The organism is Lactococcus hircilactis (assembly GCF_009601015.1).
Lineage (GTDB): Bacteria > Bacillota > Bacilli > Lactobacillales > Streptococcaceae > Lactococcus > Lactococcus hircilactis.
Genome location: NZ_WITJ01000025.1, coordinates 1 through 18,949, shown reverse-complemented (window position 1 = coordinate 18,949; position 18,949 = coordinate 1). Strand labels below are relative to the sequence as shown.

Here is an 18,949-nt window from a genome sequence, read left to right as displayed (position 1 = left end):
AAGCTATAGAATAAATTTAACTATCAAAGAATCAACTATTTTGCTTGAAAGCATGGAAGGGCTTATTGATGACAAAATAGTACTCCAAGAACAGATTAACACTGCGAAAAAGGCACTGACAGAAATATCTGAAATTATAGATGATGATATTCACGAATGTAATTATGGCTGTGATAATCATTGTGAATTGAATGGTAGTTTAAATATGTATTCAGTAGAGAATTTAAAATCGGTTACTGAATCAGCACTCGCAGCGATTGGAGGGGATAGATGACAATTACTGAGCAACAATTCTATGACATGCTCAATGTTGATGAACATATGAATTTCACAAATCGAATTCAAGAACTTGTTTTTGATAAAAAAGGACGTGAAGAATTTTACTCTAAAATATTAAACATCCACCATGACATGGGCATTGATTTCTTTAGAGATTATTTTATGACTCACTCGGCTGTTTCATTAAAAGGACAACATTATACACCCGATTCACTTGGAAAACTCACAGCATTGCTTGTAGGTGGTTCTGGTGGCGCTGATTTAACTGGGGCAGGAACAGGAACGCTAATTATCCAAAAATGGCAAAATGACCGAATGAATACAGACTTTTTTGACTATTTACCTAGTAACTATTGGTATCAGGCATTAGAATTATCAGATGAAGCTATTTCATTCTTAATCCACGCTTTTGCAATTCGAGGAATGAATGGTGTAATCATTCATGGTGATGCATTGGAAATGGCCGTGAAGCAAGTTTATTTCATTCAAAACAGTACTGATAATCCGATCGGTTTCTCAGAGGTAAACGTCATCCCACACAGCCAAGATGCCATGGAATTTTTAGGAATTCACGAATGGACGGAACAGGCAATTGAACATATTGAAAGTAAATTTCCTGACTGGATTCCACTCATAGAATAAAATAAGGAAAAATAAAATGAAAGTATATGTTTTAACCGCAGATACCTATGATGAAAATTGGGGTTCAGAAATGGAACTTTTCGGAGTATTCTCAACCGAAAAGAAAGCTAATAAGCGAGCAAGTGAAATGAAATTAGATTATCCTACCATATCTGTTATGGATATTGATGAAAATGAAACACCAAGCTACTTAGGAGGATATATTGAATGACCGACAAACTAATATCGCTGGTCAATGAAAGTGGTAGAGGGATGATGAATTTGGAGGACACGAAAAATGAAACTAAGCGAGATTGAAGCGGTAAGCCCAGAAGATTTTGTAATATTTGAAAATGATACAGCATATAGTTATACCATTGATAGAGGGTGCAAGGAAAACGCTATTGAGGTTGAAGATTTTCCTAAACTTTACACAGCAGAGCAAATGCAAGAGTACGCAAAAGAATGCGTTAGAGCTGCTTTAAAAGAATATGTCGGACCATACTCTGAGAAAAAAGCCAGCAGCATTATTTCGAGAGTTGTGAAATAGAGGAGGATCAGCGACTGGTGGGGAGGTAATTGAATGAAAAATCATGAATTAAAACTAGATATCAGATATTTTGATGATGTGAAATATGGTAAGAAAAATTTCGAGATACGCAATAATGACCGCGATTTTAAAGTAGGAGATATTTTGGAATTAAAAAGGTTTGATGGTAGTGGTTATGTTGCAGATGTAGGAGTTCTTGGAAATCCATACATGCCAGTTGATAAAGAGCAGGCTGACACAATCAAAGTAAGAATTAAATGGATGTCTAGACACTTAGATGACTATAACAAGCTTCTGGAAGATGCTGGACTTAGTTTTTCTATTGAATCTGTAGGCTTAACTCTTGCTATAGAATATGTTATTAATGACTACTTCCACACTAACACACTTCCCGATGGTTATGTTGTGCTAGGAATAGAGGTGATTGAATGACAATACTAATAGTGCTGTCAGTGCTGATGCTAGGCGTGAATATTTATGAGATTAGGAGAAGAAAATGAAATTTAGATTTTACAGTGCCGAATATATCGGACTAGACGGAAAAAGACGCTGCAATACGTTAGAATGTGAATTTAAAGACCTCGATGAAGCGACTGAATTTATGCGAAGAGGATCAATCACGCAAGACGATTTAGGAATGGCTTTTATTCCGTTAGTTTGCGAGGCGATAGAGGAAGAGGACAAATGAAAAATTTTTGGGTAGTTGAATGCCATTTATGTGGAGGGTTTTATCTGATGTCAGAAGATACTCCAGAAGAAGAATTAGAAAAAACCGAAGATTATTATGAGGCGTGTGGAGACAACGATTATTATGAGGCGTGTGGAGACAACGATTATATTATTGGTCAGTTTTCAAACTGGAATCAACTTAAAAAAGAAATGACTGATGACGAAGGTTGGTGTCCATATTCAGATGAATATTTGCAATCAGTATTTGAGGAGGACAACCAATGAAACTAATGTGTAAGCTGTTCGGGCATAAGTGGTCGGAATGGAGAGTATATTTATTTGGCACTCATGAAGAACGCTTTTGTCGGCGTTGCTACATTACAGATAAACGCTTAAACCGCTCAGACCTTGACGAGTCAGAGAACGTGTTCGGGAATGAATAAGAAAACTACCACCATATAGGTAGTAGTTGCATGTCGTTTTAAACTAAACTTTCCAAATGTTTTACTGCATCTTCAATAGTATTACCATAGCCATAAATTCCTGAGTTGTCGGCAAGATTTGCTCTAAAAATATCATTTGAAACATCAAGAGTTACGGTATATTGGAAAAATTTATTTTTGTTCGTGAATGTCATATTACATTCTCCTTTCTTCAAATTACGAAAGGCATAGCGAAATTCTATATTTTCAGTATATCACAAATAATTAGAAAACACAAAATGCCCGAACTGACCAGGTTCGAGCAAAATGAAAGAACAATATTACGAAATTTTATTTTTGGTCAGTTATATTATATCACATATACTGAGCTAGGAACTCGCTAAACTCAACTGGAGGAGAAAATGAAATGGACGAAGATAGGTGCATCGGAGGATGCTTAATTCCAATTATATTAATCATGTTTATTATCTGGTTTGGTAGATATGCATTGCATTGGTGGTAAACAAAAAAGCCCACGGCAATGGGCTTCGGCAAGAAGTTTTCTAACTTAATTATACCACAAAAGGAGAATTTGATTAATGGCAGATAAGTTAGATAGAATTATTGGAGATTACGTTAATGGCAGACTTGAAGCCAGAATAAAATCAATTGAAAGTAGATATCTTTATAAACAAAAAGTAGATAACTTAGGTATTCGTACGGCTTATTCTGGTGGTTCGGAGCCTGAAAGTCATGTTTTAAATAAAGAAGCGCTTGAAAATGATGAGGAATTAATCAGATTAAGAGAATTGATAAGACAAATCGACATCTGGTATCTACCTTTGATTCAAGTTGAAAAGGAGATAATAAGACTAAAATGTGAAGGATATAATGGCAGATACTGGTATCAAGTAATGCAAGAATTGGATGTTCAAGGATTTGAAGTTCCACAGAAGAAAGCTAAAGCTGCTTATTATAAATTTAGGAATGACATCTATTCTTTTGTTATTCACTTAATTTGAGAGGGACAAAATAGGCAAAAAAAGAATCGAAATTGCCTAAAATTGGCACCTCAACCCTTGTTTTTGCTGATATACTTGTATTATGAAGTAAAAGGCAAAAGCACAAATATCATAAGTATCGGTTTGAATTTGCTTCATAAGCTTGTTAGGGTTCGACTCCCTGACTTGCTATTATATTTTATTACAGGTTGTCCAATGGGCAGTCTTTTATTGTTGGAGGAATAAGATGGATCTTGAGCGACCTAAAAGAACTAATGCGCCTATGAAACCAAAGGAAATTAAAGGAGAAAAAATGGAGCTGATCGTATTTACAAACAACGGACAAACTTATCACTTTTTTGAAGTGACTGATTTTAAACCAACAACCACTGGCTTTAGCTTTACTTATACAGGAAAAGCAACTGGAGTTACACGTAAAGCGGTATTTAATAATACGTGCACTGCAGGTTATGCTTTAGTGTAAGTAGTATGAGGTTACATCGATGTGCAAATGTAGGGTGTCGTGAATTGATACCACTTAAACACAATTACTGCCAGAAGCATTACGATGAACGTCTAGGCAATTACATCAATCAACGGGCAGAGAGTAAAGCTAAGGCATCTCTAACTTTAAGAGGACAACGTAACCAAGCTGAACAGAACAGAGAGTATGACCAGACAAGGCGAAAGGAATTACACAATGGATTCTATCAAGACAAACGTTGGTCTAAAGTATCTGAGTACGTCAAGGCAAGAGATGGTTATGTTGATGCGATTGAAGGTAAGGTATGGGACAAGGGCGACCTGATAGCCGACCACATCATACCAAGACGATTGCTTTCAGGAATGGAACAATATAATACTGACAATCTATGGCTTCTAACTAAATCGCAGCACAATAAAAAAACTGCAATAGAAAATAAGTTATCTGACCAGCAATTAAAAAACGTTGGGCGAGATTGGTGGAAAAAAGTTTTAAAAAATAAAAAATAGCCCCCCCGTCATTGCTTTTAGGAATACCGTATACCAATAGTGGCTCCCTTTCGAAAAAAGTGATTTTTGAAAACTTTTTTTCTGAGACGAAATCGCTCAACCACAACGTTAACAAAGATAATTGACCCCGAAAAGTTATGTAGTAAAAAGGAGGAAATATGAGTATTAAAGAAATTAAAAAAATATCAGAAAGCCCTCCAACTTACCTTGGTGGGAAAGCAAGATATATGTGGCAAAGAGTTGTACCAATTCTAAACAAACAACTTTCTGTGAATGATTTAGATAGAACGTTAATAGAATCGTTATGTGTAAATTATCAGATTTTCAGAGACTCCTATGATTCTATCAAAGAGAATGGGACACAATACTTCACAGAAAATGGCTTGATAAAATCTAACACAGCAGTCGCTGACATTGATAGAGCAAGTAAAAATATCAAGGCCGCTTGTGATTCTTTGGGGATGACACCTAAAAGCCGCAGTGAATTGTTGAGTTTAGTAGATGATGAAGATGAAGAAGAAATTGATTGGACTTCTAAGTTTGGTGGTGGTTAATGGATAACTATAAAGATTTAATAGAACGTTATCCAGATGATCCAGCTTTATCTTATGCAATTGGTGTACTTGACGGAACTATAATCTCAGGGGAAAAAATAAAACAAGCCTGTAAACGCCACATTGATGACTTAAGAAGAATTGATAAAGATGATGCGTTCATTTATATCTATGATTCAGAACAAGCTAAGAAAATTGTAGAATTTTCAACACTCCTGAAAGATGTAACGAGTGGCGAACCATTTGAAGCATCACCTTATCAAAAGTTTATTCTAGCTTCTGTTAAAGGGTGGCGTAATCCAGAGACAAAAGGAATGAGATTTAAAACAATCTTTATTTCAATGGCCCGGACAAACGGTAAGACCCAAGTACTTGCAACTTATGCACTTTATAATTTCTTATTTGGTTCTCCTAAAATAAATAGACAGCTTGCAGTAAGTTCAATAGATATTGCTCACACACATAACTTATTTAATTATATGAGGTTCAATTGGATTCAATTGAAAGATGGTGTATTTAAAAAGCTTGCTAAAGCTTTAGATATCAACGATAATTCTCAAGTTATGGAGATAAAAAAGCAGTCTGCGGTAATGAAAAAACTTTCTGCTCAAGGAAGTCCAGCAGATTCTGACCATTATACTACTGGTATCGTTGATGAATATCATTTATTTGGTCAAAAACAACGTGATTTTATTAGCTCAATGACATCTGGTATGGTTAATAATCCATTAGCTCAGATGTTTTTTATTTCAACAGCTGGAGTTGACCCGACTGTTCCGATGTTTGAAGATTATAAGCGGTATTCTAAAATGCTTGAATCTGGTGATTGGAGTAGTTCTGAAAAAGATTTAGTTCTTATATGGGAACAAGATAGCGAAGATGAAGCTTATCTAATTGAAACATGGCCTAAGTCAAATCCATTAATGGAAATAGAGTCTATGCGCAAGAACCTTACAGAGGGGATGATTACCGAACGTGATTCATTAAACTCTCAAGGGCGCATACGTGACTTTTACGTTAAGAATATGAACTTATGGCAGAACGCAAAAAAGAACGCTTATTTGCCATTAGATTTGGTTCAAGGTGCCATTGTAGATGAGTTTGATTACTTCGGCCGTGATGTCTTTATTGGTTTTGACTACTCGCAAACAAACGATGATACCTCATTAGCTTTTGTATTTCCTCATAGTGGCAGTAAATTTCATTTGCATCAACATAGCTGGATACCTATTGCGAAAGCTGGTTCTATTGAAGCCAAGGAACAAAGAGATAACATTGATTATCGTGCGGTTCAAGAAAAAGGGTTCGCAACTATAACTAGAGACCGTTTTGGACTGATTGATGAAGATGAAGTTTTTAATTGGATGCTTAATTTCATAGAAAAAAACGAGTTAAAAGTAAAAGCTATTTTGTATGACCAGTGGGGAACGGGAAATTTCATTAGACGACTGGATGAAGTCAAAGAAGAATATCTTCTGATTCCAGTAAGACAAGGGATAAAGTCGCTTAATGAGCCTACTAAATTCTTACAGTCTTCGTTTATTAAGCATAATATTACAATGCTTGATGACCAAGCGTTAATTCAAGGCCTAGTCAATGCAGTTACTGTTTCTGATAATAATGGGATTAAGCTTGATAAAAATGTCAATTCTCAAAAAATAGATGCTGCTGATGCTATTGTCAATGCACTTTATGAAGGACAATTTTACTTTAATGATTTTACAAATGTAGAAGAAAAGAAAACAAATTCGCCTTTCGGAAATATGAATGACGAAGAAATCAGCGACTACTTTATTAATGGATTTAGTTTTTAAGGAGGAAAATGGAAAATTTAATTACATACTTACCAGCGCTACTTGTTTTCGTTGGTTTTTTATTTGTATCGGTTGGTGTATTCATTATTAATGTTCCGATAGGGCTAATTGTTTCAGGGATATTGTTGTTTGCTCTAGCTTATATGTATTCAAATAAAGGAGGACATACATGAGTATTTTAAACCCTTTTGAACGCAGAAGCTCAATTACACCTAATAATTATTATCCTTTTATGGTTCAAAATGGTTCGATTGTTCCTAATTCGCTTGTCGATGCAACAGAAGCACTAAAAAATAGCGATTTATATGCAGTGACTAGTTTAATTAGCTCGGATATCGCAGGTACCAGATTTACTGGTAATCAAGTGTTCACGAGCGTTCTAAACAATCCAAGCCACTTAACAAATACTTTTAGTTTCTGGCAAACAGCTATATTAAATCTTTTGCTTAACGGGAATGTATTTCTAGCCATTTTAAAAGGTGATAATAGCTTGATGAAAGAGTTGAGGTTAATTCCTAGTAACGCTATAACAATAGATTTGACCGATGATACATTGACTTACGAAGTTAATCAATTTGATGATTATCCAAGTGCTAAATATAACGCTAGTGAAATGATACATGTAAAAATCATGGCTTATGGTGTCGATACACTCCATAACTTGGTTGGCCATTCTCCACTAGAATCTCTTACAAGCGAAATAGGGCAACAGAAAGAAGCAAATAGACTTTCTCTATCAACTTTAAAAGGAGCGCTTAATCCTACAAGTGTTGTCAAAGTTCCGCAAGGCACCTTATCTTCAGAAGCTAAAGACTCTATAAGAAATGAGTTCGAAAAAGCAAACGGAGGAAATAACTCAGGACGTGTCATGGTTCTAGATCAATCAGCTGATTTTTCTACAGTATCCATAAATGCCGATGTTGCTAATTACCTTAATTCAATGAATTGGGGAAGAACTCAAATTGCCAAAGCTTTCGGAGTATCTGACAGTTATTTAAACGGAACGGGAGACCAACAGTCGAGTCTTGACCAAATTAAGGATCTTTATGTTAATGCTTTAAACCGATTCATTGAGCCTTTAATTTCAGAACTGAGAATCAAATGCGATTCATCGATTGGCGTTGATATGTCTCCCATTACCGACTATTCAAATTCTGTGTTTAAAGCAGATATATTGAACTGGGTAAAAGAAGGAATTATTGAGCCAACAGAAGCAAAGACTTTATTAGAAAGCAAGGGGATTATTTAGTGGAAAACATCGAATATCGTTATTTTGATTCAACAGAGTTAGAGACGAGGAGTCCTACAAATACTGGTTTTATTGGACAAATTGCAGGGTATGCTATTAAATTCAATACTCCTAGCACTGCAATGGCTCCATTTATTGAGTATATCACTCCGACAGCGCTTGATAATGTAGATTTAAGCGATGTATTAGCTTTATATAACCATGATTACGCCAATGTGCTAGGCAGAGTTGATGCAGGAACTTTAAAGTTAAGCATTGATAACGTCGGCTTGCATTTTGTTTTGGATATGCCAGATACAACAGTTGGCCATGACGTTTATAACAATATTAAGGCTGGGAACCTTAAAGGTATGAGTTTTGGATTCTCTGTTGCGGACGGTGGTGATTCTTGGCAACAAGGAGCAGATAGTCCAATAAGAATTATTAATCAACTTCAAACGTTGAGTGAAATAAGCGTTGTAAGTAGACCAGCTTATGATGATACAAGCGTCCAAGTTACTCGTTCAATGGACGCTTTTTTGTCGGAACGAACGAGAAAATATAAAGAAAAGGTAAAAATCTACCTAGGAGGACTCAATGAAAATTGAAAAATTAAAAAAAGATTTAGCGACTAAAACTGCTGAACTTAATACCAAAAAAGCTGAAATTCGAAGCTTTACTGATTCAGAAGACAAAACAATTGATGAAGTCAAAGCTGGAATGGCAGAAATCAAAGAAAAAGAAGATGAAATCAAAGAAATTCGCTCTAATATTGAAGTTTTGGAGCAAGCTTCAGCATTAAAAGTTGAAGAAAAACGAGATGAATCTGATTTGGCTGATCATGAATTAGAAGAAAATTCATCAGATAACAAAGAAGATGATCCAGAAAAAACTAAAACTGAAGAAAAATTAGCAACTGAAACAGGCAAAAAGCCCGTAAAAGATGAAGAAAAAAGAGATGCAGGAGGATTGCAAGATATGAAATTAAAAGTTGGTGGCGAAACCGCAGATAAAAAAGTGACTGCTTTTGCTGATTATTTAAAAACTGGTGAAGTTCGTGATGTAACAGGTATTGCTTTGAAAGATGGGAAAGTAATTATTCCTGAAACAATTCTCACTCCAGAAAAAGAAGTGCATCAATTCCCACGGCTTGGTTCATTAGTTCGTACTGAATCAGTAACTACAACAACTGGTAAGCTTCCAATTTTTAATAACTCTACTGACCTATTGACTGCTCATACAGAGTATGGTCAAACAACTAAAAATGCAACTCCAGTTATTACACCTATTCTTTGGGACTTGCAAACATATACAGGAGGCTATGTATTCTCTCAAGAATTGATTTCTGATTCATCTTATGATTGGCAAGCTGAACTTCAATCACGATTGACTGAGCTTCGTGATAATACTGATGATTCTCTTATCATTACAGCTTTGACTGATGGAATTACAAAAGCTGCCTCTACTGACTTACTTGGAGATATTAAGAAAGTTCTGAACGTTACTTTCAAACCTCAAGATTCTGCAGCTGCTTCGATTGTTATGTCACAATCTGCCTATAATGCCTTTGATATGGCTACTGATGCAATGGGTCGTCCTTTGTTGCAACCAAACGTTACCGCAGCAACTGGTTATACTTTGCTTGGTAAAACAGTTGTTATCGTTGATGATACGTTGTTCCCTAAAGCTAAAGCAGGGGATGTAAATATCGTTGTTGCTCCTCTCAAAAAAGCAGTAATCAACTTTAAACTTACTGAAATTACTGGTCAATTCCAAGATACTTATGATATCTGGTATAAACAATTAGGTATCTTCTTGCGTGAAAACGTTGTACAAGCTCGTAAAGACTTAATCGTTAACTTGACAGGTACACTAAAAGCGGTAACAGTTGTTCCGACTCAAGCAGGATAAGGAGTGAATTATGGCACTAATCACAGCTCAAGAGTTACTTGATGAAAATCATATTGATTCAAACGATGATGAAATTGCAACTATGAATAGACTTATTTCTGATGCTAGTGCCTTAATTCGTGGTTCTATTTCTGATTCAGTTACTGATGAGCAAATCATGGATAATTTACCAGACCAGTACAATAGAGCTGTTTCAGCTCTTGCAACCCGTCTATATTTCAGTAGAGATTTGTCAGAAGGCTATGGTATTGGTATTCAGATTATGATTAATCAAATAAGAGCTAGAATGTGGGAGGTGCTGAATGGCAAAACTTAATCTAGCTGACTTTAACAAAAAAGTTCAACTAGGAGATGTTAAAACTTTAACTAATGAATATACAGGAGCTGGTTATGACGGATTTGTTCCAGTATTAACGGTTTGGTTTGCTTCTAAAACAAGAACGTTGAGCCAATCATATCAACTTCAAGGAACTGCTCTTGAAAACTCACGTACGATTATCATACGTCATAATCAAGCAATAGAGAAATTAAAACTTGCTGTGATTGATAATGTCCAATATGATATCGTCAATTATTCGCCTGATGAAACAAGTAACATTATCAGGTACGATTATTTGACGCTCAAAAGGAGTTCGTGATGGGTCAAGAATTTAATTTTGAAGAAATCATGAATAGCTTAATTGAAGAAGCAGAAGCGGTCAGTACATCTCTAACAGTTGAAGATAAAGCAAAAATAACCAAAGCTGGGGCAAATGCATTTGCTAAAGGGCTTGAAAAAGTCACAAAAGATAAGCATTATCGCATTCGTAAGACTGGGGAAAACCCACATCTAGCCGATAGCATTTTGGTTCAGAACACTAATATTGATGGTATTAAAGATGGAAATTCTACCGTTGGTTGGGATTACACCAAATCAAGGGTAGGTCATCTGATTGAAAACGGTACACGGTTTCCGATGTATTCCAAAAAAGGAACGAAATATAGAAAAGGGGGCCAAGTTGCAATTACATCTGACCCTTTTGTTTCTACTTATCGTGACAGTATGGAAGCTCAAGTCGCCATGTTTTCAGCGGAAGCAGAAGTTTTTTCAGAAATACTTAAAAAGAAAGGGGCAGAATGAGGCCAACACAAGAAGTTTCGCAAATAGTAGGTGTTTTCCGACCCTCTTGGTTAGTATTTGAAAATTTTATTCCCAAAGAACATATTAATGATTTAGACAATACTCAAGTTTTACTGACAGAGTTTAAATCAGATATTACTAACTATGGGGACGGAACCTTTAATAGCGTTGTTCTTGCAGTTACTATCCAAATTTTCTACGGATTTAATCTCTCTGAAAGTATGCTTCTTGCAGAAATAGAATTGATGGAAAAACTAAAGGATAGCGGATGGATAACAACTTCAAGCGAACCGCATTACCTAGATGTTAGTACTAATACAACAAAACAACAAACTAAAAAAAATATCACAGTTGAAAAAATTGTGGAAATTAATGAATTAAAAGGAGAATAAAATGACAATTGTAGGTTTAAAAAAATCTTATCTTGGATTAATTGATAAAGCAACAGGTAAAATTCTTACAGGGACTGCAGGGCTAACAACAGATGGACTTTATATGTCAAATCCGAAAGATTTAGGTACAGCTTCGGCAAATATCACTAATATTGCAGCTGCTGGTACTCAAAAATTCGGGGACAACGGTCTTGTTGATGTAGTGAGTTCAAAATCATTTCCACAAGTCGCTGCAGTTTGGAACAATCTTCCTTTTGCTATTAAATCTAAAATTAAAGGAGAAGTAAGTGACGGAAAAGGCGGATACGTTCAATCACAAGATTTGCCACAAGTTGCTTTGATTATTGAGTCAGAATCAATTGATCGTTCACATTCAATTTTTTACGCATTCGGTAATGGGCAAATGACTGAAACTGCATTGAACATTCAAACTGATAATGCAGCGCAAAACCGAGTTGAAGATGCATTGACTTATCAATCAATGGCTTTTGAGGCATGGAATAATCAAGGAATGAAAACTTTCAATGCTGCAGATACTGGATTCGATAAAACAGCAATGCTAAAAGAAGTTATGGGAGGATATACTGCATCTGCTCCAAGTGGTGGAAGCGGCACAAGCGGACAATAATTAAACAGTGCGGGATGATTATATCCCGCTTTTTTATTTATAAAATACTGGAGAAAAACATGGAAATTAAAATCAAACAACTTAAAAAAACCGTTGAAGTCAAAGCTTCAATTAAAAATCTCAAGAAGAGTTATAAATTTGCCAAAAACATGGCCGAAGCAGAAGAAAAAATTAGTGAAGGAAACGATGAACTAGTCTTAGATTATCTTGATTCAATTATCGAATTTGTCTCTGATATCGCTAAACTCAGCAAAAAAGAAAAAGAAGAACTTGAAGAACTTGAAATGGAAGAGTTGATGGAAGTTGTTTCTTATATTGTTGCAAAATTGCAAGGCGCTTCTGACTCGGATATCAAAAAAGCCAAAGAAAATGGCGAAGTGGGTTTAGCCCAAGAGAGCGAATAATCAGCAATCATAATCACTTGTTAGAATTACAGCTATTCGAAAAAGATGTGATTCAAAATCTTCATTGGGATTTAAGCACAATTGGAGAACAGGAATATGAGGAATTGCTTGATGTCATGAGCGCAAATCCTGATAACAAAATGATGTCAGCTGAGGATTTAGCTGCTCAATGGAATTCGTTAATTTAAAAAGAAAGGAGGAATATATGGCAAAAGAAAAAGTAGCTGGGACTTTGGCCACTAATATCGGAGTTAATACTACTAATGCAGTAACCAGTATTGAAAGCCTTAAAAATTCAGTTAAAGATAGCACCAACGCTTGGAAACAGATGGAATCTCAAATGAAGCTGTCAGGAGATACTCTAGGTGCTTCTAAAGCTAAGTATGAGGGTTTGTCTGATTCTGTAAGTAAACAAAAATCAATGCTTGAGCGGCTAAAACAAGAGCAATCAGAAGTTAACCGTTCTACTTCTGATGGAGAGAAAGCTTATCAAAAATATGCTTCACAAATTACTCAAGCAGAAGTTAAGTTAACCGCCCTAAATGGTCAACAAGATAAAGCGAAACAAGCTTATGAGTACCAAAAATCAGGACTTGCAAAACTTAACGAGGAAGTTCAACATTCTAACAAGCTTACGGAAGAACGGGTAAAGCAACTCGAAGCGGAAGGAAAAACTGAAGAAGCCAACAAAGCCAAAATTGATGGATTAAAGTCAGCTCAAGAAAAATATTCTCAAATTTTAAAGATTCAAAAAACCGAATTGGAAAAACTAGGGGAATCAGGCGATAAGAACTCTAAGGCTTATAAACTTCAAGAAGTTCGTGTGGCGCAAATGTCCACAAAGGTTTCAGAAGCTACTCGAGATATAAAAAGGCTCAACGGAACTGAAATAAAACCTCGTACAGAGGGTATAGGTAATGTAAAGAGTCAGCTTAGAAGCCTTAATGATCTATTAGGTCGTACACATAGCCGTTTTAAAGATGTATTTTTAGGGAACATCTTAGCTAGTGGCGTAATCGGTGCGATTGGTGATATTAAGAGCAAATTTACTGGAGTTTTAGAAGCTGGCGTAGAGTATAACAAAGAAATGCAGAATTTATCGGTTTCTTTGAATAATTTTACAAATGGTAATCAAAAACTGAATGATTCTTTAGTTGATAATATCAAAAATTTGCGAGAAGAATCAGAATATTCCATTGATACATTAAGTCTTTTAACTAAAAAAACTTATGGATTAACAGGTTCGGCTGATGGCGCTAAAAAATTATCTGACGCTTTTGTTAATTTAGGTCGTGCAACTGGTAAATCTGATGATGCAATGCAAAACATTATCACTAAGTTTACTCAAATGAATGCAAGTGGTGAAATTACTTCTGGTTCAATTACCAAAATGGAAAAAACGCTACCTGGGTTCGCTAAAACATTATCCACGACAATGGGTGTCTCTCGCGATAAACTCAATGAATTAGCAAAAGACGGTAAGATTTCAATGTCTGATTTATCAAAGACAATTGAAAACATGAGTGCCGCTAAACCTAAAGGGCTTGAAAACTACCTCACTTCATTTGACGGATTTTCTGCTCACTTGCAAGAAAAATACCAAAGTTTATCTGGAAAAATCACAGAAGGTTTCTTTAAAACAAATAATAATTTCTTAAAAAACATGTCTAAATCTCTTGACGGAGAGGAAACGGAAAAGGCGTTTACTCATATCGGAGATAGTGCAAATAAAGCTGTCACAACTATTTCTAAAGCTTTTAGCTCCGTTTTTAAAGGAACTAAAAATCCATTAGCAGACTTTGCGAATGGACTAGCTAATGAAATCGATAAATTAGGGAACTTTATTTCTAAACATGCCAATGATATCAAAAACTTTTTTGGTATGGTAAAAGATTTAGGCGGTGCTGCATTTAAGTTAATCGGCGACACTCTAAAAACAGTTCTACCTTGGCTTGATAAGTTTGGAGAATTCGCTTCCAAGCACCCTCAAACGATTAAAGCTCTGGCAGTTTCAATTCTTAGTTTCAACATTGCACTTAAAGGGACTTTGGGAGTACTTAAAGGAGTTGAAAAATATGAAGCATTAAAAAAATTATTCGTAATTAAAGACGCTGAAAAGGGAACCAAAGCATTAACTGGTCTAGGTAAAGCTGCTATCGGTGTAGGAAAAGGTTTCAAAACAATGGGAACTTTCTTGTTAACAAATCCTATCGGTATTGCTATTACTGCTATCACTGCGTTAGGTATTGCCCTTTTTGAACTTTATAAACACAATAAAAAATTCCGTGAATTTGTTGATGGGATTATCAAAGCTGTCAAAGAGTTTGCATCTGAAGCTGTCAAGTGGTTCAAAAAAGCGTGGGAAGATGTTTCTAAAATATTCAATAGTTATGTAAAAGTAATTAAAAATGTCTTTAAACTCTTCATTGATTTCTTCACTGGTAACTGGAAAAATCTTGGGAAAGATTTGAAAAAAGTCTGGGACTCAATATGGAAGTATATTGAGTCAATTTTTGGTAAACAAGTTAACGGGATAAAAAAATCAGTTGAAAAAATAGGTAAAACTATTCTTGATACTCTTGCTAAAGCTTTAAAAGGCATAGGACGTGTACTTATTATTGCTTTGGCTCTTCCCGTTGGTATTGCAATGACTATCGCAAAACCACTTGTGAAACCATTGCAGAAAATTATCACTACGCTTATTAAGTGGATTCAATCAGCTTGGAAAACTCTAACGAGCTTTTTATATTCAATATGGACGCCTGTTCAAAAAACATGGACAAGCGTTTGGAAAAATATTAGTAAGTTTTTCAGTGATGTTTGGCATGGAATCCAAAAAACTCTTACTCCAATTATCAAGTGGTTGAGCGATACCATTTCATCGACTATTAATACTATTAGCAGTACTTGGAATAAGATTTGGGGTGGAATTAGTAGTTTCTTCGGTAAAATTTGGGATAACCTCACTAAAACTGGTAAGACTCAAGTCGATTCACTTTATAACTTAATTAAAGGACCTCTTGAAACAATCGGAAAGTTCTTTAGTAGTATTTGGGATGGTGTATCTACAGGCTTCTCTAAAATGTGGGATGGACTTGTTAAGTTTGCGAAATCAGGTATAAACGACGTTATCGGAGTTATAAATACTGGTATCGGCGGAATTAATGATGTCATTCATACATTTGGTGGCTCTAAAAACGCTATTAGTAAAGTACCTAAACTGGCGAACGGTACTAAAGGCGCACCTAAAGGGGTCGCATTAATTAACGATGCGCCAGGCGAACATTACCAAGAAGCTGTTATAGACAATTCAGGTCAAATGCATGTACTGGAAGGTCGGAACAGGCTTGTAAACTTCCAAGGTGGTGAAACAGTTGTCCCCGCTAACGCTATCCCTCATTTTGAAAACGGTACTCCAGATTGGTTAAGCTCAATTGGATCATGGATTAAAGATAAATGGGATGGCTTAACAGAAATGATTAAGCATCCTATTAAGACTTTAACTCACTTCATGACTAATGCTATATCAGGTATTAGTGGTTCTCCTTTAGTTACTTCTATAGCACCAGCTCTTGGTAATGGATTTGTCAATGCAATCGTTGACCCAATCAAGAAATTACTTGGTTCATTAAAGAAAAAATACGAAGATGACGGTGGCGGTTCTCAAGGTTCGCCATCTGGTTCCGGTGTTCAACGTTGGGCTGGACAAGTTAAACAGGCGCTTGCAGCTAACGGCTTGAGTACTAGCCAAGACATGATTGACCGTGTGCTTCGCCAAATCGCTTCTGAGTCAAGCGGTAATGAAAAAGCCATTCAAGGGAACATCGGGGATATTAACAATATCACTGGTGACCTTGCAAAAGGGTTGATGCAAACAATTTCAGCTACATTTAACGCATATAAATTCCCTGGCCATGGTGATATTTTTAATGGTTACGATAACTTATTAGCTGCTCTTAATTATGCTAAAAGCCGTTACGGTTCAAGTTTGTCATTCCTTGGGAATGGACATGGTTACGAAAATGGCGGACTGATTACCAGTCACGGTCTTTATGAAATAGGCGAAGGAAATAAGCCAGAAATGGTTATTCCTTTGTCTATTGAAAAAAATGCAAGAGCGAATCAATTGCTTGCGGAAGCTAATCAACGGATTAACGGTAATAGCTCAGCTAGTGAAAGTCAGGGGATTGATAGACTTATCATTATTGTTTCGAGAATTTTAGAACTATTGCAAAACGGAAAAGACACACCAACTATCTTGCAACTATTGCTTGATAAGAAAACAGTAGTAAGGGAACTTGTGCAACCGCTAGAGGACGAAATGAATGCAAGAAGTAGCTTGCGCAATATTATAAACGCAGGAAGGGGAGGAAATGGCATTTTCGGTTAATTTCAACGGAGTAGAGTTGTCAGGGATGGTTGATGGTTTCACTGCCATTACTAGGAATATCGGTTCTAGCTGGAACAATAGCACTAGAAACCGCTTAAGAATAGGGTCTGACTTCATTAATAGTTCTATCGGTTCTAAAAGCATTACAGTCAATTTTATTGCTAATGTTAAAAAAGACCGTTTTGTCACGACTAGAAACAATATTGCTTCTTTCTTGAATGTTACAGAACCAGCACCGCTTATTTTTGGAGATGACCCAAATAAAGTATGGTATGCAGTGCCAGACGGAACGCCTACACTAGATGAATCATCTTTTTATCAAGCTATAGGTTCAATCACATTCCTAGTCCCAGAAGGTCACGCCTATTCGACATATACTAATGTTTTAAACTCAGATAATTCAGGGGGAGTTGATGGTTCTATCACTCCTAATTCTGACGGTTCTGTTGATGTAACAATCAACAATCAAGGAACACTTCCAGCTTGGATTAATCTCACATTAACAAATAATCATGAAAACGGCTATTTCGGAATCGCTGGAGTAAATGGAGCGCTTGAAATTGGTAAGCGTGAAGAAGTTGATGGTGTCTTCCTCCATAACAGTGAAATTCTATATGATTCCGATAATGATAATCAGTTTTCTAAACTGGTTGATGTCAAAGGATTACCTAATCCACAAGTGGCTTCTATTGGTGGAGTTTGCGACACAAACGGGCAACTCGGATATAGAACAGTAACGAACAACTGGCAAGGGCAAACAATTACGACTACCGGTCTTAAAGTAACTGACTTCGGTTCGGCGACTACTGGACTACGTGGCGGAATGAAATGTTTAACCTTACCCGCTGATTCAAATGGACAACTTGGCTCTGTTAATTTCTACGCTTGGATGAGATTTCTTGAATGGGCGGGTACAAACGGCCAAACAGGAGTTACGCAAGTGATGTTTACAGACGCAAATGATGTCTTCTTAGCTGGTTATGGGATTGTAAAAATTGACATGACAGGAAATAAAGGCGCTGCTAAGTTTTGGGTCGGTGGCAACAATCCTAGAGAGTGGCAATCAATGCCATTTACTATGAACAATGGGGAGAATGCAAAAGACCCAGAAAATAATGTGATGTTCAATAACAGAACAGGTAGCGCTGACTTCGTTAAGAATGGCGGTGCTTTCAGCTTCTATTGGCGGAACAGCAGAAAGACAATCCAAATCCCAGAGCTTGCTAATTCTGCCATTGCAAAGGTCTATTTCTTCATTGGCGACTGGATTGGAAATAAAAATGGCATGGTCTCAAATATGCAATTAAGGCGATTCTGGTGCAGGAAAGATAATGTTCAGAAATGGGACGATTTACCAAATCGCTATAAGAAAGGCTCAGCTATTTCTGTCACGATGGCTGACGGTGGAGTAACTATTGACGGTATCTCATCCATTACTGAAACTGTAACAGGAACAGATCCGTTCAGCATTCCACCAGGCATTAGCAAGCTTAAAATCATTCAATCGTCTTGGAATACCACGCCACCAGATGTTCAAATCACTTGGCAAGAAAGGATACTTTAATGCTAATTAATGTTTTAGATTCACAATTACGAAAAGTAGCCATGTTAAGCAATGACGTTCCAGGGCTGCCTAACTACTATAATGATGAGTTTCACGACTACCTAGACCAAGGAGCTACCACTCATAAATTTACAGTCTCAAAAATAATCAATAATAAGCTTCAGGATTACGTTCAGTTCTTAAACCATCAAAGCTATTTCAGCTTTAGAAAAAACGGTAAAGACTATCTGATGTCTCCCGCATCGTCCCAAGCAGTGCATGAGACCAGTTCAGAAATATCATTTGTTTGCGTCTCACTTGATAGAGAACTGATGAACGAGATGTCTAATCCACTTGCTAATACTGCAAGTCATAATATCCAATGGTACTTTGACACCATGGGGCTTATCTCACGCACTCAAATTACGAT

Annotated in this window: 26 protein-coding genes and 2 pseudogenes; 27 read left to right on the top strand and 1 reads right to left on the bottom strand. The window is 36.3% G+C overall.

The genetic code is table 11. The annotated features are described in order from the left end of the window. The 8 genes and pseudogenes from GHI93_RS12895 to GHI93_RS11950 form a co-directional block, all read left to right on the top strand. Positions 1–274, top strand: a pseudogene (locus GHI93_RS12895) (hypothetical protein); the annotation flags it as partial. Continuing rightward, entirely contained in the window at positions 271–921 is a 651-nt protein-coding gene (locus GHI93_RS11980) for a hypothetical protein (RefSeq protein WP_153497248.1), read from the top strand. The pseudogene GHI93_RS12895 and the gene GHI93_RS11980, both read left to right, overlap by 4 nt. A 16-nt stretch (positions 922–937) precedes the next feature. Continuing rightward, the gene (locus GHI93_RS11975; protein ID WP_153497247.1) at positions 938–1,132 is read left to right on the top strand and encodes a DUF7336 domain-containing protein; all 195 of its coding nucleotides are present in this window, start codon (positions 938–940) and stop codon (positions 1,130–1,132) included. 66 nt (positions 1,133–1,198) lie between these two features. Beyond that, positions 1,199–1,450: a hypothetical protein gene (locus tag GHI93_RS11970; protein ID WP_153497246.1), complete on the top strand. Its 252-nt coding sequence runs from the start codon at positions 1,199–1,201 to the stop codon at positions 1,448–1,450. A gap of 33 nt (positions 1,451–1,483) precedes the next feature. Next, entirely contained in the window at positions 1,484–1,882 is a 399-nt protein-coding gene (locus tag GHI93_RS11965; protein ID WP_153497245.1) for a DUF3850 domain-containing protein, read from the top strand. Positions 1,883–1,946: 64 nt separating this feature from the next. After that, positions 1,947–2,138, top strand: coding sequence for a hypothetical protein (locus GHI93_RS11960; RefSeq protein ID WP_153497207.1), 192 nt, complete (start codon positions 1,947–1,949; stop codon positions 2,136–2,138). Between the two features lie 47 nt (positions 2,139–2,185). Next, positions 2,186–2,404, top strand: a complete 219-nt coding sequence (locus GHI93_RS11955) for a hypothetical protein (protein WP_246177127.1) — start codon at positions 2,186–2,188, stop codon at positions 2,402–2,404. Further along, positions 2,401–2,562, top strand: coding sequence for a DUF1660 family phage protein (locus GHI93_RS11950; protein ID WP_153497243.1), 162 nt, complete (start codon positions 2,401–2,403; stop codon positions 2,560–2,562). The genes GHI93_RS11955 and GHI93_RS11950 overlap by 4 nt, the downstream gene beginning before the upstream one ends. A 38-nt stretch (positions 2,563–2,600) precedes the next feature. Here GHI93_RS11950 and GHI93_RS12890 read toward each other — a convergent pair whose 3' ends face one another. After that, positions 2,601–2,756, bottom strand: coding sequence for a hypothetical protein (locus GHI93_RS12890; protein WP_170272448.1), 156 nt, complete (start codon positions 2,754–2,756; stop codon positions 2,601–2,603). A 384-nt stretch (positions 2,757–3,140) separates the two neighbouring features. Here GHI93_RS12890 and GHI93_RS11945 point away from each other — a divergent pair, with 384 nt between their 5' ends. The 19 genes and pseudogenes from GHI93_RS11945 to GHI93_RS11855 form a co-directional block, all read left to right on the top strand. Beyond that, the gene (locus GHI93_RS11945) at positions 3,141–3,563 is read left to right on the top strand and encodes a RinA family protein (protein ID WP_153497242.1); all 423 of its coding nucleotides are present in this window, start codon (positions 3,141–3,143) and stop codon (positions 3,561–3,563) included. Between the two features lie 226 nt (positions 3,564–3,789). Next, complete coding sequence (locus tag GHI93_RS11940; RefSeq protein ID WP_058221812.1) at positions 3,790–4,026, top strand: hypothetical protein; 237 nt, start codon at positions 3,790–3,792, stop codon at positions 4,024–4,026. Between the two features lie 5 nt (positions 4,027–4,031). Beyond that, positions 4,032–4,535, top strand: a complete 504-nt coding sequence (locus tag GHI93_RS11935) for an HNH endonuclease family protein (RefSeq protein ID WP_010905373.1) — start codon at positions 4,032–4,034, stop codon at positions 4,533–4,535. 158 nt (positions 4,536–4,693) lie between these two features. Further along, on the top strand, positions 4,694–5,089 hold the full coding sequence (locus tag GHI93_RS11930; RefSeq protein ID WP_153497240.1) for a phage terminase small subunit P27 family: 396 nt from the start codon (positions 4,694–4,696) through the stop codon (positions 5,087–5,089). Then, positions 5,089–6,903: a terminase large subunit gene (locus GHI93_RS11925; RefSeq protein WP_153497239.1), complete on the top strand. Its 1,815-nt coding sequence runs from the start codon at positions 5,089–5,091 to the stop codon at positions 6,901–6,903. The genes GHI93_RS11930 and GHI93_RS11925 overlap by 1 nt, the downstream gene beginning before the upstream one ends. Before the next feature lie 8 nt (positions 6,904–6,911). Then, a complete protein-coding gene (locus tag GHI93_RS11920) occupies positions 6,912–7,076 on the top strand; it encodes a hypothetical protein (protein ID WP_153497238.1) in 165 nt (54 codons plus the stop codon). Next, positions 7,073–8,152, top strand: a complete 1,080-nt coding sequence (locus GHI93_RS11915; RefSeq protein ID WP_153497237.1) for a phage portal protein — start codon at positions 7,073–7,075, stop codon at positions 8,150–8,152. Before GHI93_RS11920 ends, GHI93_RS11915 begins: the two co-directional genes overlap by 4 nt. Before the next feature lie 8 nt (positions 8,153–8,160). Further along, positions 8,161–8,739, top strand: a complete 579-nt coding sequence (locus GHI93_RS11910; RefSeq protein ID WP_343030374.1) for an HK97 family phage prohead protease — start codon at positions 8,161–8,163, stop codon at positions 8,737–8,739. Further along, positions 8,729–10,042: a phage major capsid protein gene (locus tag GHI93_RS11905; protein WP_153497236.1), complete on the top strand. Its 1,314-nt coding sequence runs from the start codon at positions 8,729–8,731 to the stop codon at positions 10,040–10,042. The genes GHI93_RS11910 and GHI93_RS11905 overlap by 11 nt, the downstream gene beginning before the upstream one ends. A 10-nt stretch (positions 10,043–10,052) precedes the next feature. Then, positions 10,053–10,358, top strand: coding sequence for a head-tail connector protein (locus GHI93_RS11900; protein WP_153497235.1), 306 nt, complete (start codon positions 10,053–10,055; stop codon positions 10,356–10,358). Then, a complete protein-coding gene (locus tag GHI93_RS11895) occupies positions 10,345–10,680 on the top strand; it encodes a phage head closure protein (protein ID WP_153497234.1) in 336 nt (111 codons plus the stop codon). Before GHI93_RS11900 ends, GHI93_RS11895 begins: the two co-directional genes overlap by 14 nt. Then, a complete protein-coding gene (locus GHI93_RS11890; RefSeq protein ID WP_153497233.1) occupies positions 10,680–11,162 on the top strand; it encodes an HK97 gp10 family phage protein in 483 nt (160 codons plus the stop codon). Before GHI93_RS11895 ends, GHI93_RS11890 begins: the two co-directional genes overlap by 1 nt. Next, positions 11,159–11,554 (top strand): DUF806 family protein, encoded by a 396-nt coding sequence (locus GHI93_RS11885; protein ID WP_153497232.1) that lies wholly within the window; start codon positions 11,159–11,161, stop codon positions 11,552–11,554. The genes GHI93_RS11890 and GHI93_RS11885 overlap by 4 nt, the downstream gene beginning before the upstream one ends. 1 nt (position 11,555) lies before the next feature. Further along, on the top strand, positions 11,556–12,182 hold the full coding sequence (locus GHI93_RS11880) for a phage tail protein (RefSeq protein WP_153497231.1): 627 nt from the start codon (positions 11,556–11,558) through the stop codon (positions 12,180–12,182). Between the two features lie 59 nt (positions 12,183–12,241). Beyond that, on the top strand, positions 12,242–12,586 hold the full coding sequence (locus GHI93_RS11875) for a phage tail tube assembly chaperone (protein WP_021166227.1): 345 nt from the start codon (positions 12,242–12,244) through the stop codon (positions 12,584–12,586). A 17-nt stretch (positions 12,587–12,603) separates the two neighbouring features. Beyond that, complete coding sequence (locus GHI93_RS11870) at positions 12,604–12,774, top strand: hypothetical protein (protein WP_021166226.1); 171 nt, start codon at positions 12,604–12,606, stop codon at positions 12,772–12,774. A gap of 17 nt (positions 12,775–12,791) precedes the next feature. Beyond that, complete coding sequence (locus GHI93_RS11865) at positions 12,792–16,976, top strand: tape measure protein (RefSeq protein WP_153497230.1); 4,185 nt, start codon at positions 12,792–12,794, stop codon at positions 16,974–16,976. Then, positions 16,960–18,540, top strand: a complete 1,581-nt coding sequence (locus GHI93_RS11860; protein WP_153497229.1) for a distal tail protein Dit — start codon at positions 16,960–16,962, stop codon at positions 18,538–18,540. The genes GHI93_RS11865 and GHI93_RS11860 overlap by 17 nt, the downstream gene beginning before the upstream one ends. Then, positions 18,540–18,949 (top strand): annotated as a pseudogene (locus tag GHI93_RS11855) (phage tail protein); the annotation flags it as partial. The gene GHI93_RS11860 and the pseudogene GHI93_RS11855, both read left to right, overlap by 1 nt.